Source organism: Petrimonas mucosa, from assembly GCF_900095795.1.
GTDB classification, from domain to species: domain Bacteria; phylum Bacteroidota; class Bacteroidia; order Bacteroidales; family Dysgonomonadaceae; genus Petrimonas; species Petrimonas mucosa.
Map to the genome: position 1 here is coordinate 2,557,648 of NZ_LT608328.1, position 24,557 is coordinate 2,582,204.

Consider the following 24,557-nt stretch of genomic DNA (forward strand, 5'->3'; position numbering starts at 1 on the left):
ATTCCGATGAAAAATATAAAATCGATGATATTCCTCTTTTCCTTGTGCGTGGCCTATCATGGTCATGCACAAGAGAAACAGCTATTGACGTTCCATGAATATTTGAACAACGTCAAAAACTCCAACATCAGTTATCTGGCAGAAAAGTACAACGTGGATATTGCCGATGCCAATATTAAAGCTGCCAAGATCTTTCCCGATCCCGAATTGTCGGTGGGTTATGCAAACAATCAGAACTGGGACCTGCAAATGGGTTACGGTGTGGATGCCGAGTTGAGCTGGAGACTCGAACTGGGCGGAAAACGTAAAGCCCGGGTGCGACTGGCACAAAGCGAAAAGGAACTGACTGGGGCATTGCTGGAAGACTATTTTCGTAATCTGCGTGCCGATGCTACCCTTGCATATTTGGCAGCATTGAAGCAAAAGAGAGTGTACGAACTGCAAAAATCATCCTATAAACAGATGCTTGGCCTGGCACATGCCGACAGTTTACGTCTCCGTGCGGGTTCCATTATGGAGGTGGATGCACGGCAATCGAAATTGGAGGCCGCTACCATGCTGAACGATCTTTATGCAAGTGAAGGGGAGTTAAAGGATATGCTGGTACAATTGCAATTGTTGCAGGGAAACAAAACGATGGAATTGCCGGATTCAATTGCAGGAGATTTGTTCTTCGTAAAACGTGAATACAATTTACACGAGCTGATAACCACGGCGCAAAACAACCGTGCCGACCTACAGGCGGCGTTGATATCGAAGGAGGTGTCGCAAAATAATGTGCGACTGGCAAAAGCCAACCGGTCAATAGATCTTGGCCTTAGTATCGGCGGAGGCTATTCGTCGGTAGTGCGCAACGAGATAGCTCCTGCACCCGCATTCAAAGGGGTAACGGCAGGAATCAGCATCCCTTTGAAATTTTCCAACACCAATAAAGCAGAACTGCGGGCAGCCCAGCTTGCGGCTACACAAAGCGAGATGCAATATCAGGCTATTGAACTTCAAATTGCTGCGGAAGTGACGCAAGCCTACAATAGATATAACGTCGCCAGCCGTCGGGTGGAGCAGTTCGATACCGCATTGTTGAATGAGGCTGAAACCATCTACAAAAAGAAGGTGTACAGCTACGATCAGGGAGAAACAACTATCCTGGACCTTCTTAATGCGCAACGCACCTACAACGATGTACAGGTAAACTACATTGAAACGTTGTATGATTGTGTCGCTGCGTTGGTAGAACTGGAACGCGCCTGCGGGATTTGGAACATGGATGTAAAACAATGAGATGAAGCAATGGTTCCCGACACAAAATCGGGGAGATGATAAGTGAGAGTAAAAAAACAGACACTCTTAGCGGAAAGTGTACGCAAGAGTGTCTGTAAATTTGTGGACCTGGAGGCTCTAACCAATAGGTTTAATTAAGTTTGCTGCGATTAATCAATCCAATATATCTATCTATATTTCATGCACATAAAGTTAATGAAATATTTTTGGATATATTAGGATAAACAAAAAAGTGTGCGTAAATTCGTGCGTAAATTTTAATACGCACATTCATGGCAGTAAATTTCTATCTTGACAAAAGACCAAACAAAAACGGTGATCACCCGATTCGTGTTAGCATATCAATTAACGGTAATCGTTATGTTACTTCAACAGGTTTTAGTGTAAATGCGGAGAAATGGCATAATGGCAAAGTAAAGAATGGAACCACCAATGCCAAAGGAGAAACTTCCAAGACAATAAACGCTCGACTAAAAGAGATTGACAGCTTTTTCTCCAGAGAAGAAACACTACTTAAATTAGGAGATGTTCAGGAAATCGATATAAAGACATTATTCGCAGAGAACTTCGCCAAAAAGAAAAAGGAGAAGATAGAAATCTCGTTCTTTGGGTACTTCGATGAGTTTACTGCTGAGATGGGGAAAAAGAATAATTGGACCAAGGCAGTATATGAAAAATTTAATGCCCTTAAAAATCATTTAATCGCATTCAAATCCAACATAAAGTTTAGTGATTTAAACGAAAAAGGACTTAACAACTTCGTGGACTATTTACACACAGTTGTCGTGGCAGGGAAAAAGACCAAAGAGAGAGACACCAGAGTCTTTGGTATGAAGAACACAACTATAAAAAAGCAGTTAGGATTCTTAAAATGGTTTCTGAGATGGGCTACGGCGAAAGGATATAACAAAGAAACTACTTACCAGACATTTAAACCCAAGCTAACAACACCCGATAAGAAAGTGGTATTCCTTGACTGGGATGAATTGATGGCAGTATATAACTTTAATATACCAGAAAGTAAAAAGTATTTAGAGCGAGTACGTGATGTATTTTGTTTCTGTTCCTTTACTTCATTAAGATATTCAGATGTAGCCAATTTAAAGCGCAGTGATGTTTTTGCCAGCTATATAAGTATAACAACTATTAAGACAGCAGACAGCCTTACAATTGAATTAAACGACTACTCCAAAGCAATACTAAAGAAGTATGAGAAAGATGTATTTCCAAATAACAGTGCGTTACCCGTTATCAGTAACCAGCGAATGAATGAGTATCTAAAAGAGTTGGGTGAGCTGTGCGGATTAGATGAACCCGTAACGATCACCTACTACAAGGGCAACCAACGTTATGACGAAGTTTACCCTAAGTATGCACTAATAGGTACTCATACAGCACGTAGAACTTTTATAAGCAACGCGCTTATGTTGGGAATTCCTCCACAGACGGTAATGAAATGGACCGGACATAGTGATTATAAAGCTATGAAGCCTTATATAGATATAGCAGACAGAGCTAAAGCAGAATCAATGAAAATGTTTAATAAAAAATGATCTAAGATCAATATAAATACAATTTAAATACAAACCATATGAATTACAAACAAATTGTTATGAAAGCAATTGTTGAAAACCGAGAGAATAATACCTCTTACGTTTCATATTTTGAGAGACAAGCTAAGATAGCAGAGCAAGAAATGTATAAACCGACAGACTTCTTTGATGGATGTGTCAATGTGATAAGACTATACAAAGAAAAAATAATAAGTGCTTATGAGAAAAGATACACTGAAAATGATCTTACACTAAAATATTACAAGAAAGCAAAAGAACAAGGACTTACTACAGACGAAAAAGGTGAGACAATTCAAAACCACATAGACTATATAGAAAGAGACAAGCTATTTGTAAAGAATCGAGGTTACAAAACAAATACCGACTTTGGTTGTGAACTTGATAAAGATGGCAATATCTCGCAAAGCATTTTTGATACAAAAGTCACTTTACGATGGTATGAAGTAGAGCAGATTGAACAAGAGCTACTAAAAGCTAAGCAAGAAATATTACCAACTCCAACAGACTCTTCGTTACAACAACCATTAATAAATCTTCCTGATAAAGTATTGACTTTTTTAGCAGAAACTAAATGCGAAAATGGTCAAACATTTATTGATAAAGTAAAGCCTTATCCATTAAAGTGGCTACAAAACAAACAGCTTGCCCGTGAACTTTTAACCCATGAAAAAATAAAAGGCACATTGAAAACATCAACGGTAGAAAAGCAAGCCATAAATATTTTTGTAGATAAAGATAATATGCCTTTGCGTTTGGCAAAAAATAAACGAATTGCAAGTAATGATAGTGACAAATTAAGCGAATTTTTAGCGACTTTATAACCTCCTTGTTTTCTGATAGAGCGACCATATCCGACCCCATGCGACCATTAAGCGACCTGTTAAAAGGTCGCTTTTCTTTTTGATTTTCAATTGTTTACCACACTTCACCGATTTATATTTGCATCAGAAGAAATAATAAACAATATAAATTAATATGATGCAAGTAAACAAAGACACGCCTATCGCAATGCTGACAGTCGGACAGTTGAAAGAATTTTTACAAGGTGAAAATATAGTACCGACTAAAGAAGTGATCGAACCCAAAAAATACGCATATGGGCTCCAAGGTATTAGAAAATTATTCAATGTGTCTCATGTAACTGCCCAAAGGTATAAAGACACGATCATTGCCGATGCTTGTTTTCAGCAGGGAAGAAAAATAGTAGTGGATGTTGATAAAGCAATGGAACTGTTTCAGAAGCAGAGTAAGAAAGGAGGTACTATATGAGTAATAAAAGAGAATATTCTGAACATATAGGACCTAGTAAAGACTCTAATTGGGATGGTATTGAAAAAGGGAAAGACAATTTATCTAACTTAAAAAAGGAGTTTGAATGCCAAGAACACTTGGAAGTTGAACCAATACACTGCAAAGTACCAGGAGTTAAGAGTTTAGGTGAAATTCTACGATCAGATTTCAAGAACCTATTTGAAAGGAGGACTAATTATGATTGAGGATGGCGTAAAGATAATTACCGACACAAGAAACAGTCTCATTGAAAAATATGCGATGAAGAAGATTATTACCACCAGGAACAATGTTATCTGGGGAACTGAAGAAGTTGTTTTAATCCAAAATATGACAACCGGAGAGCTGAAGCTTAAGAAAAATTTACGATGAATTTCATTGAATGTAAATAGCAAATGACATGTCAGACAATAAAAAATCATTCATACTCTATACAGATTTAAAGTCAGTAGTTGAAAAACTGATAACTAAGGATAGAGAAGATGGTACAAATAATACAGGTGAACTATTCTATCATATACTGAAATATGTAAATGATGAAGATCCGAAACCCTCTAATTTCATAATTGAAATGGCTTTCGAACCTATAAAATTACAGCTAAAAAGAGATTTGATAAAGTATGAAGAAATAAAGGAAAAAAATAGACAAAATGCTCTAAGCCGTTGGGGTAAAGCAAGAAAGAAAGACAGTAAAGATATGCAATCGTATGCGACCGCAAAAGACCGTATAATTAGCAATGCGAATGATGCAGATAATGGTATTGATAATGACATTGATAATGATATTAAAGATAAAATAAACAAAAAAGAAATCGAGTTTAAAGAATCGATTAAACCATTCATTCAGAAATATGGGAAAGACATTTGTAACAATTTCTACTTGTATTGGTCCGAGCCGAATAAGAGTAAAACCAAATTACGTTATGAGATGGAAAAGACCTGGGATGTCAGCAGAAGACTAGCCAATTGGGTAAATAGAGATAAAGCATTTAACACAAGAATTAATGGAACAGGTGCAGAACCTAACTATCAAAAATTATAACGATATGCAGTTACCGCATGACATAGAAGCTGAAAAAGCAACCATAGGAGCGTTACTATTGGAGAAGACAGCTATATACGAAGTTATGGACTTTCTTAAGCCTGACATGTTCTATAATCATCAGCTGAATGAAATCTACAAAGTAATTCTTGAGGTTGAGTCTCAGTCAGGTGTTGATCTTATAACAGTTTTCGAGGGCTTAAAGAAACGAAACAGTAAGATTGATATAACACTACTGGCAGACCTTTCAGATTATGTAACCTCCGCAATTCACGTTAAAATTCACGCTATGATAGTCTTTCAGGACTATATACGAAGAACTTTTGTACTGAAATGTGCAAAATCTTTGAATGATAGCAATGATATGAGTTTAGATGTGGACGACCTGATAAGTGATCATATCTTTCAAGTAGAGAATTTATCGGATATAACAGATGTTGGAGCAACCACCTCAATCGACAAATTAGCAGTCGAGGCTTATAAAGCATATCAGGAAAGGGAGAAAAGAGCCAAAGAAGGCAATCCGATAGGAATACATACGGGACTAAAAAGACTGGATAGTATTTTACATGGTTTTCAAAAAGGATGCGTTTATGTATTAGCAGCGCGTCCCGGAATGGGCAAGACAGCGTTTCTGCTCAACTCTGCAAGACTTTCAGCCGCCAAAGGCAACAGTGTACTCATTTTCTCTTTAGAGATGCCTAAAGCAGCTTTAATCAACCGTATGGCAGTCGCTCACTCCGGGGTTAATTCAGAATTATTCAAAGAAGGTAGGTTGGCACAGGACGAATACATAAGCCTCGCAGAATCATTGGAGCAATTATCCCTACTCCCGATTTCGGTAAATGATACTGCTTCTATTTCAGTTCAACAAATAAGAGCACAAGCTAAAAAGATGAAACGCAAAGGTAAATGTGATATTATCATGATTGACTATTTACAACTGATCGATATGAGCAGGCTAAAAGGAAAATCAACGAATGATGAAGTATCGGCATGTTCACGTGCAATTAAAATTATGGCAAAGGACTTGGATGTTCCGGTAATACTCCTGTCACAGCTTAACAGGGGCGTAGAGGGGCGTAATGACAAGAGACCTATGCTATCTGACCTAAGAGATTCCGGGGCAATAGAACAGGATGCGGACGCCGTTATATTCATCCATAGGGAAGCATACTACAAACCTGATCTTGACAAAAATAAATGCACTGTTATAGTTGCAAAAAATCGAGAGGGTAGAACTGGAGAACTTGACATTTGGGTAGATAACTGTATTACCAATTTCAAAGATGAGGTACCAAACGCACATTATGCAAGTCCCGAATTTGAAGAGACTTTATACAGTGATAACAACAAAGAAGAGACACCGTTTTAAATAAAAAAATCACTAATTTAAAAAACCAGATTATGAAAAATTTAAATTTTGTAGCAGAGCAACTGGAAAAGTATTTGAATCTTGCTCAGGAATTTACGGAAGATTATTACCTGACAATGGAGTTAGGTGGAGATCCAATGAGGATCATCAGCGAGGAAAACGAGAAACTCAAAAGGATTGAAGCAATGATTTATGTATGTAAAGATAAAATGAAATTTATTGATCATGAGATCACCTACAGCGCAAGTGGTTTTCGGGTTGATATCATTAATCATGAGGTTCCATTTTAAGAACATAGGTATTGATCATTCGTATTGGGTTTTTAACCAAAATGGATCCAATAACACTTGGATGCAATAGTACAGGATTAAATATCCTGTCCATTGCTTTTCACCCGTTCCTTCTATAACCTTTTATCAAATTAATATTTAGCATATAAATGTAAAATCCACTCTTTATTTTTGGTTCAACAATCACACATAATGTTATAGACATGGTAGATAACAACAAAGCTACAATCAAAAAAAAGGCAGGCAGACCAAAAGGGTTTACTACAAAAGGCAGGATGACCAGGTTGGAGAATGTAGGGGCGGAAAATGCAATCCGTTTGTTTATTAATCATAAATTTGCTGCTGCAACACAGGCCTGGGAAGAAATTGAAGATCCATACCAAAAGGTAAACACCTTTATCAAGCTGATGGAATTTGTTATTCCCAAAAGGAGATCAGTTGACTTCAAACCTGAGGCAGGTCCTGAGAACTCTCTTGAAGCCCGATTATCGAAAATGATGAAAGAGCATAACGCTGTTAATAATAATGCGGATGAAAAATCATCACTTTGATTATCAGGGTTATAAATAGATAATTTCTGCTATTATAGTTTATAGTATAAGGTGGGTAAATTCTTACTTCTGAAGATGAAACAGTAGGAGAATAAATTTGTAATGAAAAAATTTTATTATTGAGGAAAATTATGTTAATTTGCGGAATTGTAATGAAAATGTTCTTAGCATTTTCTTATATGCTTGATTAACAATAATACTCATGATTTCAAACGATAAATCAGAAAAGATAAAGGAGATCTGGAATAATTTTCAGGGTGCAAACCAAATGGTTCTCGATACCAAAGGTAATGAACTACCCAACATCGATGAACTTCGTCAAGAAGCAATAAAGGACCTTTCCAAGATCATTACTCAATTCAAAAATCGAACATTGTCTCTCGGAGAATTCAAAACAAGTATTGATAGTTACAACAAGAAAAATAATTTATGGGGTTTCACAGCAATTAAAGGTCAGTTTTTCTTCAATCAGTTAACTAAAAATCTGGATGATGAGGGAATAAGGAGAATCGATTTACTACTTAAAGATACGATATCAGAACCAAAAGTTTTAAAAGATGCTTTAACCAAAATTGATAAGCTAGAAAAGCATTGTCTGAATATTTACTCCAAAGCGAATGACAAGAGGTTGGTAGCAAATCCAAAATCGGTTGCTTATTTTCTTTCTTACTTCTGGCAAATTGTCGATAATACAAAATGGCCCATTTATTATACAGCAACCCTACAATCTTTTGAACAAATTGGATTGTGGGAAGAAAAATCATCACAACGTGAAAATTATAAGCAATTCTATGAACTGAACGAAGAGATTAAAGAATTACTCAGTAAACAAACGAAATCAACTATATCGAATTGGGATGTTGAGCATGCTTTTTGGCATTTCAGAGGCAATCCGAACAAAAAAGTGGGAGACGAAAAGGTTACAAAAAAAATTATTGAGAAACCTGATACTATTGATGCAGTGAATAATGTTATAGTATCTGCAAGCTTTGATCTCACAGACTACATCATACCCAGGGTATCAAAACTTGTTGAACTGGGAAAAGCAACTGATAAATCCTCAACTCAGAAAGGATATGAATATGAAAAATTAGTGGCAGAAGTATTTGGGCAATTAGATTTTGAAGTGGAGTCATTGGGTCAGGGTACCGGTAGAAATCCTGACGCCATTCTAAAATTCAGAGAAGAAAACACTGCTTTTATCGTTGATGCAAAAGCATACAATGGAGGGTTTTCACTTGGGACAAGTGATAGAGCTATCAGGGAATATATTAATTACCATTGTCCAAAGCTACTTAGAAATGGATACAAGAAAATCGGATTTATAATAGTAAGCAATGATTTCAGGGACAACTTTGATGATTTCGTAAATAGCATTACCTGGGATACCGACATCAAACGATTCATTTTGTTAACTTCAGAGGCATTGTTGTACTTGCTCGCATTTAAAACAAAAAACCGGTTGAGCCTGGGAACAGTAATAGAAAGCCTCATCAGTTTCGGAAATCCAATTACAGCAAATAAAATCATTGACAAGTTTGATGATGTTTGATCATTCTTTCTAAATACACATCCATGAAAAATAAAGTTAGCGAAAAGCCTTATCATTCTGAGGTAGGCAATGAAAGGACAGGTTTACATTTGAATAAAGACGTATTTGATGAAATTGATTTAGGCCCACAATCTGAATCCGACAACCCATTTACAGCCAAGGCACGAAAACTTCAATCGTTGTGGAGAGTTGTAAATGGTTTAGAAATTGGTGTAGGACCCAATAAGAAATCAAATAATAATGGCATTCCAACCAAATTCGGAAATATAATTACCGACGGTGAGATAAGTGGCAAGAATTTCTATTTCCCCGAAACGTTTGAATATGCAAAATGGAGGGTTCAGAACAGACTTAAAGATGAAACTATTGATGCTTATCGGCTGTTTAACAACCTCCTTTCGAGCATGCCGATGGCGTTTAACCTGTTTCATCCGCTGATGATGCTTAAAGCGGAGAAACCTGCGCTGGTCGATCTGATGATCAGAAGTGCTTTTCCAACAATCCCATCCATTTACAGGGTGCAGGGAATCGGACTGGAGTTTATTCCAACACCTAAAGAGAACTATACCCATGACAAATCGGCTATGGATGCATTTATCCGGTATCAGGACAGGGGGGCAACAACTATTTGATTGCGATAGAGACGAAATATACCGACAGCCTGGGAACGAATGCTGCATCAGGTAAAGTACAACAATATCAATTGGAAGTAATGCGTGAGCTAAACATATTTACACCAGAGTTCATTAATAGCATCAATGAAGGTGAGATAGTAATCAGTCAGATCTTCCGCAATTTCATACTTGCGGAAAAATATGGAAAGGTTCACGACTTGAAAGGAGTCTATTCTGTTGTGATGGCACCCGCAGATCATCCCACCACCCAAAAAGAGATTAAATCACTTCAGGCATGACTCAATGAAGAAGCCTTGAAAAGAGTCTTTGTTTTGAGTCTTGAAGAATTCTCCACCGCTATTCGGGTGCATTGTCCAGGCAAATATCTGAAATGGATCGACTGGTTCCACGACCGGTATCTTAATTTTGAGAAAGTTTGATTGGGCTGCGTTTAGTATCTTTCAATCGATTTTTTAATCGTGACACAAGTTGTCAAACCCACCTTGTACTTTTGAACCATTCATTATAAATTAAAATCTATGAAAACTTTAAATTATCTGATTATCATCGCTTTGTCAGTATTAACTCTCTCCTCCTGCAAGACTACTTATTACCAGGTTTACCGTGCCGTACCATCAGACAGGTCGATGGCCAATAGAGAAGCACTGGTCTATGAAGATGAAAATTGCGAAGTTACCTACAACCTCTGGAGCCATGGAGGCAATATGGGTTTTGCTTTCTTCAACAAGTCGAAAGAGAACATCTACCTGAATCTTGACGAGTGCTTCTTCGTGAGAAACAATGTGGCGAACGACTATTACCTCGACCGGGAGTTCACCCAAACATCCAATGTGGGTTCCAAAAGTTCACGTAAGAAAGGAGCATCGGTTGCACTTACCGGCCTCAATTTCCTGGGACTGATCCAAAGCAACCAAGCAGCAGCAGAGGTGAGTGAATCATTGATAACTTCTTCTGGCTCATCTATATCGGTTAAGGAGAAGAAGATCATCACCATCCCTCCGGGCACGCTCAAGTTCATCTCGGAATACAACATCAGCGAAAGTCTGTACCGCGACTGCGACCTATTGAAGTACCCAAGAAGAAAACAGGTGAAAACTTTACATTTCATGAAAGAGGAGAGTCCCTTCGTCTTCAGTAACCGGATTACTTACCGGGTGGGGGAATCGGCAGAACCGGTTCAGTTTGAGAACCAGTTTTACGTCTCGGAAATCACCAACTACCCGGAGAAAGAGGTCGTGGATTATGAGTCTGATGAGTTCTGTGGGGAGAAAAGTGAGGAGAAATACAACTTCTTCAAGATCAAATCACCTGACCGATTTTATATCATGTATTTAAAGAGCCAAAATGGAATGAAGCACTGATGTTCTCAGAATTGGAACGACGACGATTTGGCAAGCATAAAAATTTACCTTGTTTTTTACAAGCTTTTTTCGCCGTTTAACCGTTTTAATTCTTATATTTACGATGAAACAGCCATGAGTGCCTGAAATGAACATATAAGTGAATAAAAACTGCCGAAAAGGATACCTGGCAGACCGATAGTAATATGTTGTTGGTTCTTTACCATTGAGGCTGAGACAAGGGTTCTGCCTGTTATTTTTTTTACATACTTAATAAATGATTTAACAATGATAAATTAGAAAATGAAAGAATTTATATGCAACCCATGTTAAACGTTCGAATCGTATTGCAGGATTATTATTTCTTTAAGTTATATTGAAAATGGGGTACCTTAAATATATTGAAGAATCAAAACAAAAAGTTTATAACCAAACTGTAGCAACCAAAATAATGGATTTGGTTCAAAAGTTAAGATTGAGTTCAAATGAACACGACCAAAGGAGGTGGATTTGGGAGTTGATTCAGAATGCAAAAGATGTAGCTTTTGAGAATCATCCAGTCTCAATTTGTGTTGATTTAATTGAGAATGAAGACAACGAAGTGATATTTCGTCATAACGGAAAACCTTTTTCAATTGACAACATTACGTTTTTGATTGAGCAGGTTTCTACTAAAGAAAGAAATACAGAGTCAAAAGAAAAAAACAAGCCTACAGGAAAATTTGGTACGGGATTTTTAACCACACATCTTCTCTCTGAAACGGTTGAAGTAGATAGTGTGGTCAAGGAAGAAGATTTACCATATAAAAAATTTAGTCTTTTATTAGATAGAAGCGGTAGAGAGATAAATGATGTAATCCGATCTGTGAATGGATCACTTAAAATCTTGCGACAATTGGATGATGTGCAGCCCTATACGCACTACAAACCAAAAGATTTCAATACAAGTTTTAAGTATCTTTTAGATGATGAGGGAGTTGAAACTGCAAAAATAGGTTTGGAGGATTTGAACTTGTGCGTTGCCTATACCTTGGTTTTTGTTCCTAATATTGAATCTGTTTGCATAAATTCAGAGACAACCTTTATTTTACAACCAGAAGTAGCGATTGAAGGGAATGGTGTTGAAATACATACCATTCTAAAAAAAATCACTGGTAAACCTTCTGAAGAGATTCATATTGCAACAGTGTCAAATGAGAATGTTACAGTTGCAGTCGAAATAAAATACGAAAAGAATCAAATTGTTGTAGTTGAGCCGAATGAAAGTTTGCCTCGTTTATTTTGTGATTTTCCATTAATTGGGACCGAAGATTTCATTTATCCTGTTGTTATTAACAGTCCTTTTTTTAACCCTACAGAGGAGAGAAATGGTATTTATATTACCGATAGAAGTGACAATATAATAGTTGAAAACAAAAAACTACTTATTGAAGCGCGGGATCTATATTTGAATTTGTTATCTTATTCTGCAACTCACAATTGGCAAAATTTATGGGTACTTGCAAACACAAAACTTCCTAAATCCAAAGAGTGGGTTTCAAAAGAATGGGTTTCTCAACAACTATTAGATCCAGTACGTACTCAAACACTGAAAATACCATTGGTTGACACCATTTTATATGACCGTATTCCCATTGATTGTGGCGAATACAACAATTTGCCCAAAGGAGCAGCAGTTGATTTTCCGAAGCTCTCAAAAAAGTCGCTTTTACCGAATCTCTGGAGTCTGTGTAATAATGCTTATTTCATTCTTCCTATTGAAAAAGATTATCTGAATTGGGCTGAAATTATTTGGGCTGAAAGGTATTTTGTTGGTTTGGAAAACATAACTACACTCATTGAAAAAAAAGGAGATATCGATCAACTTGCCGAATCTCTTCAAAAAGATGAATCGCAAACTAAAAAATGGTTGAATGACTTTTACACTCTTTTGGATGAAGAGGGAGAATATATAAAAAATATATCAGGAAGGACAATCTTTCTTAATCAGAATGGGAAGTTCAAAAAGAAAGAAGATTTAATTTTTGAAAAAGAGATTATATCTGATACACTCAAAGATATTGTAAATGAACTTGGTACTGATTTCAGGGAAAAACTGCTGGATTTGGAAGTAAATGTACAATTAGCTCCAAATGCTTTTTGTAATGCGGAGATGGTTGCAGGAGAAATAACAAAACTGATACGACCCAGATTGGCAGAAATTCAACGTACTCCTGAAACGAAATTAATATTTAAGAAATTATATCTTTGGTTCAATCAAAATGCGAAACAAGCAGACGAGATATTCGATTTTTTATACAAAAACAAGCATAAGTTGTTGGACGACGAAGAGATTGTTTCGAGTATTGAAAAAGCGGATTTTTTTGACTCACTTTTAGCTTTGGACGCTAATCTATCGCCCGAAAGAATTCTCGAACTACTAGAATTGGAAGAATTGAGCAAAGGTTTTTCTATTGATAAAACATACACACCAACCGAAGAGCAAAAAAGAATTAATTTTATGAATGGTTGGAAAGGAGAAGCCTTTGTTTATAAAAAGCTCTTGGAAAAAGAATTCAATGTCACTTGGGTAAATAAATCCGATACTACTACAAGCAACGAGATTATCGATTTTGAAGGAGAAACACATTATATCGACGACAAGATGAATAAATATGATTTGGAAATAAAGTTCCCGAATGGGCATAACTTTTTTGTTCAGGTAAAATCGACCTCTACAGATATATCGCGTGCCGATGATATTGCAATGCCGATAAGTGTGCGTGAATGGAATTTCATAAACGAAAAATCGGATAGCGATTCCTATTATTTAGCTCGCGTATTTAATGTGAGTTCTTCGCCCGAAGTGTACTTTATGAGGGTAGATAAAATTGAAACTATTTAATTAACAATATTATGGCAATAGAAGCGATAGATCCTAAAGAAGGTGATCGAAACGAAGTGAAATCTCAAACATCTGCCTTGATCCCCATAGAAAGAGGTTTCTCAAACACTAAAATTTGGATGGCGGGAATGTTGAAAGTGAGAAGTCCTTTTTTTGATGAATCAATGATACTGTATGGATTCATTGGGCATTATGACAAAATAAATATCGATGTTTTTAAAGTAAATGGCATGACTATTCTTTTTGCAAACGAAGATGGAGATTATAGTTATTTATCTACCAAAGGAAAAGTATATCCAAAAGTAATGGCTGATTTAAAAAATAGTGCTTTCTATGAGTTGTTTCCTATGATAGATAGTATTAGTCTAACAGAAACTATTTGGAAAGATGGTAGCGGACGTTCTCAGTTGAGTAATGACAGATATGATCCGGAAAAAGCAAACTATTATTTTTTTGAGAGTAATATCCATCCTGAACCAAGTGTCGCCTCAGATGGTATTCTATTGGTTTGCAAATACATAAAGGATGGAAAAACAAAATATGCGTTATTTGCACCACACGAAGTAATGCTAGATAAACAATAAACGACAAGTAATTATGGCAATTGAAAATTTAGATTTGAGCAATCAACACGATCAAAATAATAATGTGCCCGTTGTCATTAATGCCGGCACTGCATTGGAAGCAAATCAGATATTAATCGCAAATATGCAAAAAATACGACATCCGTTAATGGATTGCGAGATGGTGTTGTATGGGTTTATCGGAGAAGTATCATCTGATGTTATTTTTGATGAAAATGAGGTTGATGGATTAACAATTCGATTTAAAAAACGAAATAGTGATGGATTACAAAGCTTCACAATATTTCCAAAGATTCTAGTCGACCTGAAAAAACACAGATTTTATGATTTATTCCCTCAATTAGAATTAATAAAGTATTCATATTTGGGTCATTCTGGAGGTCGTAAATATTGGAGAGAAGATGAACCTGGAAATAAAAGAAATTATTATTTCTTCAAGAAGTTTTTTGATACCATACCTGAAGTATTTTCTGATGAAGTCTATTTTGTGTGCAAATACAGAGAAGACGGTAAATTTAAGTATGAAATTTTTTCACCGCATGAGGTTAAGGTTGAGGGATAGATGGGGTGATTATAGATGTGAAAATGATACTTCTCCTGAAAGTGTATTAAATTAGTTCCTATGTTTGAAATTGTAAAAGACGGATAGGTAGTCCAGTAAAAAAGCTATATCATTTTAGTTAACTTTGTTTTTGAGAGATAACAATCTTAACTTAAACAATATAGCTTATGAACAGAGGACAAAGTAACAAATTAGATTTCAAAGGGCAAAATATTTACGTAGGAATCGACGCCCATTTGAAAAGTTGGTCGGTGGCAGTGTTATCCCAACATTCTGTTCTGAAGAAGTTCAGGCAGGATCCGAGTCCGGAATCGCTGCACAAGTTTTTGACAACCCATTATCCGGGAGCGGATTATCATTCGGTTTACGAAGCGGGATTCTGCGGGTTCTGGATACACGAGAATCTGACAGGATTAGGGATCAACAACATCGTTGTCAATCCGGCTGATGTGCCGACCATGAGCAAGGAGAAATTACGCAAGACCGACGCGGTTGATTGCGGGAAACTGGCCAGGGAATTACGGTCGGGAACATTAAAAGGCATTTACGTGCCGGATGTCGCCACCCTGGAAATGCGTTCTTTGATAAGGTTGAGAAACAGGATCGTAAAAGACACCACGAGGGAAAAGAACCGGATAAAGTCGTTCCTGCGATTTCACGGGATAGACATCCCGGAAGAATTTACACGTCATTCGGTGGGGAACTGGTCAAAGCGGTTTTTGGCATGGCTGCGCGAAGTGTCGCTTTCCACCGAATATGGGCGGCAGGCACTGAACATACACATAGAGCAGTTTGTACGCCTGCGCGGCATGCTTCTCGAACAAACGCGGATATTGCGCGCATTATCCCGCAGTGAAGTACTCAAGGAGCCGATACGCCTGCTTGCATCGGTTCCGGGAATAGGGATAACCACCGCCATGTCGTTGGCGGTCGAGATAGACGATATCCACCGGTTTTCCAGCGCCGACGCACTGGCTTCCTACATCGGACTGATTCCCATGTGCCACTCCAGCGGGGAAAGTCAGGGCGACGGCAACATCACGGTTCGCAAGCACGCGATGTTGCGCTGTTACATAATCGAGGCTGCATGGATAGCCATAAGGAAAGATCCGGCAATGACATTGGCCTATGAGGGATACCGTAAACGGATGAATGCCCAGAAGGCCATAGTCAAGGTAGCCCGTAAACTGGTGAACAGGATATTTTTCGTGCTCAAACATGGACAGGAATATGTGCCGTGCGTTGTCAATTAACATACAATCCTACAGTGTAAGCAATTTTTCCACGGGGGAAACACTGTCATATTATTGCAGCTTTGAAGTCTGCTTAAATTAGTATGTGACCCCCGCCTATCGTAAACTGATACAGGAATTTGCAGCTCCCGCCGCAAGGCCGGGTAGTCTGCTGTGGAAAGATTGTTTACCGTAGGATGTAGGATCGGGTTTTCTTAGCCATATGGACAGTGTCAGTAATACTGAAAAAGGAGGCAGAATATCCACCTCCTAAAGTAGCATTACTGCATACCGTCAGGGTGCTTATTGCTGACAGGTTGCCCCCCGGCAGAGCCTGTTTCCTCTTAACACCCTGATGCAAAGATAAAATTTAAAAGTTAATTAAAATGAATTGTCCAATTTTATTGGGATTTTAAATGGAAAATAATGTGGAAGGTAATAAGAGTAACTGATTCACTTTGATTTGACTTTCGACACTGATCTGTTTGATGAGTGGCTGTGTGATTATATTTGCACAAGAGTGTTATATACAATTTATTAATTCAAAAGTTTTAAGATTACCATATGTCTGAAACAAATTTTACCTGGATCGATACACATTACAAAATCGCTGAATACCTGAGCGAAAAAGAAGATAAACAGAAGGGCCTGATTCAATTGTTGAAAAGTATCGGGATCGGCCCGTTTAATGATAAATCAAAGGAAGGAAAAGAATATGATATTGATCTCGAAGAGATTGATCCGTTTACCTTTTTCTGTTATCTTCATAAGTACTCAAGTACACGACTCACGTATATAAAGGCACTCGCGGAGAAAATTGGTGTGTATTTCGGTCTGATAGGGTTCTTCGTCAAATTTGGTGCAAAGAAATAGTTCCTAAATCGCCTAAAAAAATAAACTTATTGTGTTGATTTATAGGTAAATAAATAGTAAAAAGCTAGTATAATCGAATCATTTTTATTATCTTTAAGGTTCTGACACTAAAGGTTTTAAAGATGATTGACTACACTAGCCAACCCAAAGATAATAACTTTTCTATAAACAAACATTCGCTCCAAGCTATTTTTGGAATCCCGGGTGTTGTATTCTATGATTCCGTTGTAAGTGATAATTTGATTCTTCTATCTGCCCGTCTTAAAGGCAAGACAACAAAATGTACCTGTTGCGGTAAAAGTAGTAAAAGCGTTCACTCATCCTATACGCGCAAATTAACCGATCTTTCAGTAACCGGCAGGGCTGTGAAAATTATACTGAAAGTCAGAAAGTTTAGATGCCGTAACAGTCGTTGTTCTCAAACAGTTTTCTCCGAGCAACATCTGCCCTTAACTCAGAAGTACTCACGACTAACAGATCGCACAAGTCATTATTTGCAAAGGTTGCTCATTGAGGTCTCATCCCGTAAAGGTGAGTATATAAGCGATCTCTTCTCAATAAAGCAGAGCAGTTCCACCTGTCTTAGAATCGTTAAGTCTATAGAAATGCCCGATTATCAGGAGCTGACTACCATCGGTATAGATGACTGGGCATACAGGAAAGGCAAATCATATGGTACTATTATTGTAAATGCACTTAACCACCGTCCCGTGGAACTACTAAAGAGTAGAGACAAAGAGGAGGTTGCAGATTGGCTTAAAGAACATAACTCCATACTGTATGTAACCAGGGATCGATCAAGCAGCTATTCTAATGCTATAAAGTCTGGGGCATCCAAGGCGTCACAAATAGCCGACAGGTTTCATTTGGTGAAAAATCTGGGAGATCACATAGCACATGAAATACGAATGGAGTATAAAACCATTAAAAGCAGTTGGTTGGCTCACAGGAAGAATCTTTATAAAAGCAAAGAAAATAACAGCTGTTTAAGTAGTGGAGATAACGAAAATACCAGCGATTCACAATATAACAAACACACCAATAGTGTTAACCATAGAAAACAGGAGTTGTTTAACAGGATTCATGAGCTTAAAAACAACAACTACTCTCAAAGAGCAATTGCCAAGGCTTTAAACATTAACCGTAATACTGTAAGATATTATATTGAAATGGAAGAGTTGTTGCCACGAACAGCCATCTATTATAATAATTATGGAGATTTTATGGATCTGATTAAGGAGTGTTGTAATCAGGGGTTAAATGTAAGAACTATATTTGTCTCTATAAAAGAACGGGGATTCAAGGGTAATCAAACATCCTTTTATCAGTGGTTCAACAGGCACTTCCCGGAATATCAGAGTAAGAAAAGATTACCAAGTTCCTCCCCGATAGTTTATGAGGTAACTCGATTTAGCGGAATGTCACCCAACAGACTTGCCATTCATTTAACAAATAGTGAATGGGGTGTTTCAAAGGAAACAGGCGAGTGTAGCAAGTTGTATATATTAGTGTAAAAGTACCCCACATTTCAATCGAAAAGTATACCACTTACAAACTTGAACGGAACAACTTCGTTCATAAAGAATGATAAGTATGTATACAAAACAGGAGATTATAATTAGCAGCTTCCGCGATGGAAAAAGTCAGCGTCAAATAGCCCGTGATTTGCAAATTAGTCGCAAAACAATCAGGAAGTACCTGCAGGAACACGAAAAGGCATTGCAATCGGCAGTCTGTAAAGAAACAGCGCAATCGTGTAATCTATCCAGTGAACCGGTCTATAAAATGGCTACACCTCGTCTGAGGCTCAAATTAACACGCGAGGTGGAAACTGTCATCGATGAATTACTTGAAGACAACGAGCGTAAGCGTGGGCAAGGCCTGCGCAAGCAGATGCTAAAGAAAAAGGACATCCTTGAGGAACTTCACCGGCGAGGGTTTGACATTGGCTATACCACGGTTTGTAATCATATTGCGCGCAGGGAGAACCGGGTAGTAACCAAAGAAGCATTTATTCGCCAGGTTTATCAGGCCGGGGAAACCTGTGAGTTTGACTGGGGTGAGATCAAACTCTGCATTGCAGGGAAACGCAGGTCATTGCAACTTGCTGTTTTTACCTCCGCCTTCAGCAATTACCGCTATGCTTTTATTTACGAGCGGCAGGATACCCTGGCTTTCATGGAATCTCACGTGCGTTTTTTTAAAACCATTGGTGGCGTCTACCGTGAGATGGTTTACGATAATATGCGTGTTGCGGTAGCCAGGTTTGTCGGGCCGCATGAAAAGGAGCCCACCCGGTCACTGCTCCAGCTTCGGGGGCACTATCAGTTCAGGCATCGCTTTTGCAACATATGCCGTGGAAACGAAAAAGGTCACGTGGAACGGAGCGTGGAGTATGTCCGCCGTAAAGCGTTCGCCCCCAAGGATGCCTTTGCGGACATCCTGGAGGCCCAACAGTGGCTTGATGCAACGCTTAAAAGGCTCAATGCGGGGAAGCAGCAGGGAACAGGCAAGAGCGCCGACGAACTGTTCTCTCAGGAGAAGAACCTTTTGGGCAAGCATCCGGCCATGGAGCTTGTCTGCAGTGAACAGGTGCAGTTGCGGGTGGATAAATATGCCACCATCAGCTATCGCACCAACCGCTACTCGGTTCCCGATCACCTGGTGGGAGAGTTTGTCGATGTGAGTGTCCGCAGCCGCGAGTTGCAGGTGTACGTGCAAAACAAACGGGTGGCCGTTCATGTACGTAGTTACGAAAAACACTCCTGGAATGTGGAGATAGAGCATTACCTGTCAACATTCAAGAAGAAACCGGGCGCCCTGGCTGGTAGCCTGGCACTTGCCGGCAGCCATTACCTTAAAGGGCTGTACATGGATTATTTCCAAAGCGAACCCCGTGAATTTATCGACCTGCTCACATACTGCCGCGGGCAAATGGTGAGCCGTGAGAGACTCGAGGAATCCCTTAAGCGATTACTGGACACCGGCTGCCAGGGAATCAGCGTGGAAAAGCTTCGGGCCCTGCTGGGAAATAAACCCCGTGTAAACCCAACCTGGGAGCCGGAAGATACGATAAGTATCAAGGCCAAAGAACAACTTGCCGGCATCGCCGGGCTAATGCAAAAAACAAACTATGATGGACACTATCAACAGGCAAATAACAGCATACAGTAAAGAGCTCCGACTGCCTGTTTTCAGGCGTGATTACAAGGAACTGGCAACAGAAGCGGCCCGACAGGGGCTTGATTATGAAGCGTACCTGGTAATGCTCATGGAACGTGAATATGAACTCAGGCTTGAGAACCGGAAGAAAGCGCAAATAAGGAATGCCCGGTTCCCGTCTAAAATGTATCTTTCCGACCTTGAGCGTGACCAGTTACCTCCGGGTGCCAGGGAGAAACTCCCTTTACTGGAAAGACTGGACTTCATCCCGGCGGCCCGGAACGTGATCCTCTCCGGCAACCCGGGTACGGGCAAAACACACATCGCCATAGGGTTGGGGCTTAAGGCTTGCATGCAGGGGTATAAAGTGTTGTTCACCACAGTACACCGCTTGTTGACACAGTTACGTGAATCCCACTCCGGGCGCACACTGAAACAGGTAGAAGCCCAGTTTGAAAAATATGACCTGGTCATATGCGATGAGTTTGGATATGTATCCTTTGACAAGCAAGGCTCTGAACTGTTGTTTAACCATCTCTCCTTAAGAACGGGCAGGAAATCGACCATCATTACCACGAACCTCGGCTTTGACCGGTGGGAAGAGATCTTTGGTGACCCCGTCCTGACAGCGGCACTGGTAGACAGGGTAACCCATAAGGCATATCTTGTAAATATGTCCGGAGACTCATACCGGCTGAAAGAAACAGAAAAAATGATGAATGGAAAATGAAAATAACAGTCAGAATAAGAACGCCCGTTTCCCTGTTGGGGGCGGTACCGCCCCCAACAGGGAAACGGACTTGGAGATTAAATTAAAATGGTATACTTTTGGATTGAAATACTGGTATACTTTTGGGGTGAAATAAACAGCAAGTCTCACATACTGGCAGAAGAGATTATTAACTCCTCTATTCTATTAAAAAACATGAGAGAAGCATACAACACTTTTAGAGAGATTTTAAACAGTAAAGATGAGCTTAGGTTAGACCAATGGCTCGAGAAGTATAAATCGACTAAAATAATGAGGATTAAAAGTTTTATAAATGGTATTAATCATGATTTGGAAGCAGTAAAAAACGCCATTAAATACCCTTGGAGTAATGGAGTTGTAGAGGGTCACGTAAACAGATTAAAAAACAAGAAAAGAGAGATGTATGGCAGGGCTGGATTTGAACTGTTAAGACGAAAGGTAGTGCTTTCCAACTCAGGATAACCTGCACCAAATTTGACGAAGAACCGGTTTGAACCGAAAACACTGGCACACATAGACCGATATCACTGGCACAAATCAAACCGTTATATCCAAAGATGGACTACAGTTAATATCCGGGATGGTATATCTACAAAAAGTGTGACACAACGGTTAAAGGATAAATTATTCAAGTTTCGCAAGTTGCTAACTTGCCGATTTTAGTTCATAAAAGTTGATAAAGTGAGCCAGATTATCCGATTTGTTAATGATTGCATCGAAGATCTCTTCCTCTTCAATGGAGAAGATCCCGGTCATGATTTTCACCATTTCGAGGATAATACCCCATATCCTCTCCGTTACGGAGAGCTCCATGCCAGAGTGTTGCACATCCCTGAAGATTCCGCCAATGGTCTCATAACTGGTGAACCTTTTGGCCAGGGAAAGCAAATTGTATTGCAAGGCCGTGATCGTGGTTGCGGCAAGCTGCGCAGCAAAGTTCCGGGACTGGCACTTGCCCATACCCAGCAATCCCTTGGTTTCCTTGAAGAAGACCTCGAGGGACCAGCGCATGGCATAAATCCGATAGGCTTCCAGGAACTCCAGGGAGAGGTTGGTCGTCATTATTCCATTCCAGGACTCCTTTTTTCTCTTCACAAAATAGAGACGTACATCTGTGCCCGCAAAGCGAACGTCAGCGGTAATATACTGACAACCAAGCTTGCGGCTCCTTCTGGCTTCACCCCTGGCTTCAAGCAGATTGATCAGTGCCCGGGCGGTGAGTTCCTTCCCTTCAAAACCGTACCTGGTAACTCCCTTCTTCCCGATCTTGATCATACCCAGGTAATGGCACTTGATGTGCCGGGCACGTATGAAGCGAATCACCTCCGAGCAGGTGAACCAGCTGTCGGCAAGCAGGTAGTCAAAGCGGATGCCCTTGTTAATGGCTCGCTTTATCATGGTTATCATCAACTGGATCTTGCTCTCCCCGTACTCTTTTGCCCGCGTTACAACGGGGGAGGCTTCATCTCTATCCTTGGTAAACCGCGATTCGAGCTCCTTGTCGCTCATGCTGAAGTTGTTCTTCCTGCCCTTCTCCCCGAGGATGGCGAAGTCGAGGATGAACTGGCTCTTGCCATCCGTGATGCCCAGAAAGAGAGATTTGAAACCAAGGATCGTCTTGTGTCTCAGGTGGGAATAGACCCTACCGATGTTTTCAATACGCCTTCCCGTTTTGGGAAAGTCGGTATCGTCCACCATCAGGCAAACAGTTTGATGCTTGTGGTCACTTCTCACGCGAACCTTGTTCCATATTTGAATGGTGAAGTGGTAGAGTATCTTGCGCCAATCATAAATTTCGTTGTTTACGAAACGGTAGAAAACATCCTTTTCGCAGCCAAAGAAGCCGCTTAGGGATGATCGACAATAATTGTAAGGATTCTTGATCATGAAACAGGGGAACATAATCAGCAACTCGAGCACCTGCAGCAGGGAATACTTGCTGTTGCATTTGCTCCTGCTCCCGAAGAGGACCTTCTCCGACATGTTGAAACCTTTTAGCATATCCGTCAGGGTAAAAAGGGCACTGTTTGAATCATCTTTCTTGAAAAAAACGCTGATTTCTGATAAAATGGAGTTACTTTTGTATATCGGCATAGGACTGTTAGTATTTTTGGTTTTGAGGTAGTGTTACATTTAGTGTGTCTCTAGTCTATTGCTTTATCAGTCTTATAACAAATTTATTTCTTTTTTTTAATTTCACCTAATCCATGACATGTATTTTTTAATTCCGATACTTGCACAAGGATTACATGCGCAGCATGCAACTTGCTTGTCCTTGTGCAAGTAAGAGGAATTAAGGACCTTTGTCATGGGTTGGCGGGAAATACCTTCACTCACCGGGGAACAACGTCTTGTCCCTGTCAATACCGGGTAATTCCCTGTTATAAGCATCCTTGTCCATCGCCACTTTACCGATGAGTACCAGTACCGACTCCTCATTGGGCATTGCCCCTCGCATCTTCAATACGCGCCGGAAGTCCTTGTTAAGCCGCTCTATCCAATTTGTGGTGTAGACCATTGACTGGATACGGGGGTGGAATTGCAGATAGGTGAAGTAATATTTGTAGGAAATATCCTCCCCCATCCTTTTGATGCTCCTGTAATCCTTTCCCCATTTTTGGCAAAGTGCCGTCCAGTTTTGCCAGGCTTCGCACTTGGTGTAGTCTTTCTGGCCCGTACGGAACACTTCGCGTAAATCCTCCGCCAGCTCCATTTTGTCACCATGGCGCACTTTGGAGAGCATGTTGCGCTTCAAATGGGTGACGCACCGCTGCAGCAGGGTCTTCGGATAAACGACCGACAGGGCCGAGTCCAGGCCTGTCAGCCCGTCGCTTACCAGCAGTCCTATATGACCTGCCCCACGACTTTGGACATCCCGGAAGATATCTTCCCAGCCCGCGGCACTCTCCGTGGGGCGGTTGTAAATACCCAGCACCTCACGCTTCTTGTCCTCTTTCACCCCCAGGACCACATAGAAAGCCTCAGTGGCTACTGAACGTTTACGGTGGATCTTGATATGGATGGCATCCACCAATACAATCGGGTAATAACCCTCCAACGGACGGTTCAGCCACTCCTGCACATCGGAGCGCAAGTAGTCAATCATGCGCGAAATGCTGGCTTTGCTGTAATGCTCACCGTAAATCTCACCGAAGATCTCGCCGACCTGCCCCTGGGTCAAACCCCTGCAATAAAGGCTGCCGGCCAAACGTTCGCACTCCAGTTCCTGGTCACGCAACAATGCAAGAATCTTTGGATGGAAGTTGCCGTAACGGTCACGTGGAATCCTGAATTCCAGAACACGGCCATGCCCGAAACTGCGACCCTGACGGTAACCATTCCCTTTGTTACCTTTTGACTGGTCTAAAAACTCGCGACGCTCTGCCAGCATCATACTCTCAAGCATGATTTCCATTAAATCGTGTAACCCGTTTTCGCGCTCTGAATGTTTGGCCATTACGGAAGAAAGCTGTTCCTTTGATAGTAACATAGTCTTTGAATTTTATTGTTTGTTATGGTTATTTGCAAAACTAATAAAGTTTTTAGACTATGTTCTTTTTTTACAGGTACAGACACACT

The 24,557-nt window shown here is 39.8% G+C and carries 24 protein-coding genes; 22 read left to right on the top strand and 2 right to left on the bottom strand.

Translation table 11 applies throughout. The features are described from left to right. The first annotated feature begins 6 nt into the window (after positions 1-6). The 22 genes from ING2E5A_RS10270 to ING2E5A_RS10375 all read left to right on the top strand — a co-directional run bounded on the left by ING2E5A_RS10270 (position 7) and on the right by ING2E5A_RS10375 (position 21,440). On the top strand, positions 7-1,281 hold the full coding sequence (locus tag ING2E5A_RS10270) for a TolC family protein (protein WP_161941997.1): 1,275 nt from the start codon (positions 7-9) through the stop codon (positions 1,279-1,281). A 272-nt stretch (positions 1,282-1,553) separates the two neighbouring features. Continuing rightward, positions 1,554-2,834 (top strand): site-specific integrase, encoded by a 1,281-nt coding sequence (locus ING2E5A_RS10275; protein WP_071137328.1) that lies wholly within the window; start codon positions 1,554-1,556, stop codon positions 2,832-2,834. 38 nt (positions 2,835-2,872) lie between these two features. After that, the gene (locus ING2E5A_RS10280) at positions 2,873-3,676 is read left to right on the top strand and encodes a hypothetical protein (protein ID WP_154670076.1); all 804 of its coding nucleotides are present in this window, start codon (positions 2,873-2,875) and stop codon (positions 3,674-3,676) included. 154 nt (positions 3,677-3,830) lie between these two features. Further along, the gene (locus ING2E5A_RS10285; protein WP_083373297.1) at positions 3,831-4,124 is read left to right on the top strand and encodes a DUF3853 family protein; all 294 of its coding nucleotides are present in this window, start codon (positions 3,831-3,833) and stop codon (positions 4,122-4,124) included. Then, positions 4,121-4,351, top strand: a complete 231-nt coding sequence (locus ING2E5A_RS10290; protein WP_071137330.1) for a hypothetical protein — start codon at positions 4,121-4,123, stop codon at positions 4,349-4,351. The genes ING2E5A_RS10285 and ING2E5A_RS10290 overlap by 4 nt, the downstream gene beginning before the upstream one ends. A gap of 194 nt (positions 4,352-4,545) precedes the next feature. Beyond that, complete coding sequence (locus tag ING2E5A_RS10295) at positions 4,546-5,187, top strand: DUF6291 domain-containing protein (RefSeq protein ID WP_071137331.1); 642 nt, start codon at positions 4,546-4,548, stop codon at positions 5,185-5,187. Positions 5,188-5,191: 4 nt separating this feature from the next. Continuing rightward, the gene (locus tag ING2E5A_RS10300; RefSeq protein ID WP_161941999.1) at positions 5,192-6,562 is read left to right on the top strand and encodes a replicative DNA helicase; all 1,371 of its coding nucleotides are present in this window, start codon (positions 5,192-5,194) and stop codon (positions 6,560-6,562) included. Between the two features lie 32 nt (positions 6,563-6,594). Beyond that, complete coding sequence (locus ING2E5A_RS10305) at positions 6,595-6,852, top strand: hypothetical protein (RefSeq protein WP_071137333.1); 258 nt, start codon at positions 6,595-6,597, stop codon at positions 6,850-6,852. Between the two features lie 203 nt (positions 6,853-7,055). Further along, positions 7,056-7,403, top strand: coding sequence for a hypothetical protein (locus ING2E5A_RS10310; RefSeq protein ID WP_071137334.1), 348 nt, complete (start codon positions 7,056-7,058; stop codon positions 7,401-7,403). Between the two features lie 202 nt (positions 7,404-7,605). Then, positions 7,606-8,955, top strand: a complete 1,350-nt coding sequence (locus ING2E5A_RS15360; RefSeq protein WP_071137335.1) for a restriction endonuclease FokI C-terminal domain-containing protein — start codon at positions 7,606-7,608, stop codon at positions 8,953-8,955. Between the two features lie 23 nt (positions 8,956-8,978). After that, entirely contained in the window at positions 8,979-9,587 is a 609-nt protein-coding gene (locus tag ING2E5A_RS15365; protein ID WP_071137336.1) for a PGN_0703 family putative restriction endonuclease, read from the top strand. Further along, complete coding sequence (locus tag ING2E5A_RS15370) at positions 9,584-9,868, top strand: PGN_0703 family putative restriction endonuclease (protein ID WP_071137337.1); 285 nt, start codon at positions 9,584-9,586, stop codon at positions 9,866-9,868. The genes ING2E5A_RS15365 and ING2E5A_RS15370 overlap by 4 nt, the downstream gene beginning before the upstream one ends. Before the next feature lie 240 nt (positions 9,869-10,108). Further along, positions 10,109-10,951 (top strand): hypothetical protein, encoded by an 843-nt coding sequence (locus ING2E5A_RS10330; protein WP_154670077.1) that lies wholly within the window; start codon positions 10,109-10,111, stop codon positions 10,949-10,951. Between the two features lie 361 nt (positions 10,952-11,312). Next, entirely contained in the window at positions 11,313-13,814 is a 2,502-nt protein-coding gene (locus ING2E5A_RS10335) for a DUF3883 domain-containing protein (protein ID WP_071137339.1), read from the top strand. An 11-nt stretch (positions 13,815-13,825) separates the two neighbouring features. Next, complete coding sequence (locus tag ING2E5A_RS10340) at positions 13,826-14,398, top strand: hypothetical protein (RefSeq protein WP_071137340.1); 573 nt, start codon at positions 13,826-13,828, stop codon at positions 14,396-14,398. A gap of 13 nt (positions 14,399-14,411) precedes the next feature. Further along, positions 14,412-14,960, top strand: a complete 549-nt coding sequence (locus ING2E5A_RS10345; protein ID WP_154670078.1) for a hypothetical protein — start codon at positions 14,412-14,414, stop codon at positions 14,958-14,960. A gap of 167 nt (positions 14,961-15,127) precedes the next feature. Beyond that, positions 15,128-16,213, top strand: a complete 1,086-nt coding sequence (locus ING2E5A_RS10350; protein WP_071137244.1) for an IS110 family RNA-guided transposase — start codon at positions 15,128-15,130, stop codon at positions 16,211-16,213. Positions 16,214-16,756: 543 nt separating this feature from the next. Next, on the top strand, positions 16,757-17,065 hold the full coding sequence (locus ING2E5A_RS10355) for a hypothetical protein (RefSeq protein WP_071137342.1): 309 nt from the start codon (positions 16,757-16,759) through the stop codon (positions 17,063-17,065). Positions 17,066-17,187: 122 nt separating this feature from the next. Continuing rightward, on the top strand, positions 17,188-18,579 hold the full coding sequence (locus ING2E5A_RS10360; protein WP_083373298.1) for an ISL3 family transposase: 1,392 nt from the start codon (positions 17,188-17,190) through the stop codon (positions 18,577-18,579). Between the two features lie 79 nt (positions 18,580-18,658). Beyond that, positions 18,659-20,239 (top strand): IS21 family transposase, encoded by a 1,581-nt coding sequence (gene istA, locus ING2E5A_RS10365; protein WP_161941936.1) that lies wholly within the window; start codon positions 18,659-18,661, stop codon positions 20,237-20,239. Beyond that, positions 20,202-20,957: an IS21-like element helper ATPase IstB gene (gene istB, locus ING2E5A_RS10370; RefSeq protein WP_071138159.1), complete on the top strand. Its 756-nt coding sequence runs from the start codon at positions 20,202-20,204 to the stop codon at positions 20,955-20,957. Before istA ends, istB begins: the two co-directional genes overlap by 38 nt. Before the next feature lie 87 nt (positions 20,958-21,044). After that, positions 21,045-21,440, top strand: coding sequence for a transposase (locus ING2E5A_RS10375; RefSeq protein ID WP_083373299.1), 396 nt, complete (start codon positions 21,045-21,047; stop codon positions 21,438-21,440). 183 nt (positions 21,441-21,623) lie between these two features. Here the strand turns inward: ING2E5A_RS10375 and ING2E5A_RS10380 are convergent, their stop codons facing one another. Both ING2E5A_RS10380 and ING2E5A_RS10385 read right to left on the bottom strand, forming a co-directional pair. Further along, positions 21,624-23,072, bottom strand: coding sequence for an IS4 family transposase (locus ING2E5A_RS10380; RefSeq protein WP_083373300.1), 1,449 nt, complete (start codon positions 23,070-23,072; stop codon positions 21,624-21,626). Between the two features lie 235 nt (positions 23,073-23,307). Then, positions 23,308-24,468 carry an IS256 family transposase gene (locus ING2E5A_RS10385; RefSeq protein ID WP_071136337.1) on the bottom strand — a complete coding sequence of 387 codons (1,161 nt, stop codon included), beginning with the start codon at positions 24,466-24,468 and terminating at the stop codon, positions 23,308-23,310. Between the last annotated feature and the right edge of the window lie 89 nt (positions 24,469-24,557).

Excerpts from the sequence above, each read along its gene's own strand:
- ING2E5A_RS10270 (WP_161941997.1), top strand. The coding sequence starts at position 7 with ATGAAAAATATAAAATCGATGATATTCCTCTTTTCCTTGTGCGTGGCC.
- ING2E5A_RS10275 (WP_071137328.1), top strand. The coding sequence starts at position 1,554 with ATGGCAGTAAATTTCTATCTTGACAAAAGACCAAACAAAAACGGTGAT.
- ING2E5A_RS10280 (WP_154670076.1), top strand. The coding sequence starts at position 2,873 with ATGAATTACAAACAAATTGTTATGAAAGCAATTGTTGAAAACCGAGAG.
- ING2E5A_RS10285 (WP_083373297.1), top strand. The coding sequence starts at position 3,831 with ATGATGCAAGTAAACAAAGACACGCCTATCGCAATGCTGACAGTCGGA.
- ING2E5A_RS10290 (WP_071137330.1), top strand. The coding sequence starts at position 4,121 with ATGAGTAATAAAAGAGAATATTCTGAACATATAGGACCTAGTAAAGAC.
- ING2E5A_RS10295 (WP_071137331.1), top strand. The coding sequence starts at position 4,546 with ATGTCAGACAATAAAAAATCATTCATACTCTATACAGATTTAAAGTCA.
- ING2E5A_RS10300 (WP_161941999.1), top strand. The coding sequence starts at position 5,192 with ATGCAGTTACCGCATGACATAGAAGCTGAAAAAGCAACCATAGGAGCG.
- ING2E5A_RS10305 (WP_071137333.1), top strand. The coding sequence starts at position 6,595 with ATGAAAAATTTAAATTTTGTAGCAGAGCAACTGGAAAAGTATTTGAAT.
- ING2E5A_RS10310 (WP_071137334.1), top strand. The coding sequence starts at position 7,056 with ATGGTAGATAACAACAAAGCTACAATCAAAAAAAAGGCAGGCAGACCA.
- ING2E5A_RS15360 (WP_071137335.1), top strand. The coding sequence starts at position 7,606 with ATGATTTCAAACGATAAATCAGAAAAGATAAAGGAGATCTGGAATAAT.
- ING2E5A_RS15365 (WP_071137336.1), top strand. The coding sequence starts at position 8,979 with ATGAAAAATAAAGTTAGCGAAAAGCCTTATCATTCTGAGGTAGGCAAT.
- ING2E5A_RS10330 (WP_154670077.1), top strand. The coding sequence starts at position 10,109 with ATGAAAACTTTAAATTATCTGATTATCATCGCTTTGTCAGTATTAACT.
- ING2E5A_RS10335 (WP_071137339.1), top strand. The coding sequence starts at position 11,313 with ATGGGGTACCTTAAATATATTGAAGAATCAAAACAAAAAGTTTATAAC.
- ING2E5A_RS10340 (WP_071137340.1), top strand. The coding sequence starts at position 13,826 with ATGGCAATAGAAGCGATAGATCCTAAAGAAGGTGATCGAAACGAAGTG.
- ING2E5A_RS10345 (WP_154670078.1), top strand. The coding sequence starts at position 14,412 with ATGGCAATTGAAAATTTAGATTTGAGCAATCAACACGATCAAAATAAT.
- ING2E5A_RS10350 (WP_071137244.1), top strand. The coding sequence starts at position 15,128 with ATGAACAGAGGACAAAGTAACAAATTAGATTTCAAAGGGCAAAATATT.
- ING2E5A_RS10355 (WP_071137342.1), top strand. The coding sequence starts at position 16,757 with ATGTCTGAAACAAATTTTACCTGGATCGATACACATTACAAAATCGCT.
- ING2E5A_RS10360 (WP_083373298.1), top strand. The coding sequence starts at position 17,188 with ATGATTGACTACACTAGCCAACCCAAAGATAATAACTTTTCTATAAAC.
- istA (WP_161941936.1), top strand. The coding sequence starts at position 18,659 with ATGTATACAAAACAGGAGATTATAATTAGCAGCTTCCGCGATGGAAAA.
- istB (WP_071138159.1), top strand. The coding sequence starts at position 20,202 with ATGGACACTATCAACAGGCAAATAACAGCATACAGTAAAGAGCTCCGA.
- ING2E5A_RS10375 (WP_083373299.1), top strand. The coding sequence starts at position 21,045 with ATGGTATACTTTTGGATTGAAATACTGGTATACTTTTGGGGTGAAATA.
- ING2E5A_RS10380 (WP_083373300.1), bottom strand. The coding sequence starts at position 23,072 with ATGCCGATATACAAAAGTAACTCCATTTTATCAGAAATCAGCGTTTTT.
- ING2E5A_RS10385 (WP_071136337.1), bottom strand. The coding sequence starts at position 24,468 with ATGTTACTATCAAAGGAACAGCTTTCTTCCGTAATGGCCAAACATTCA.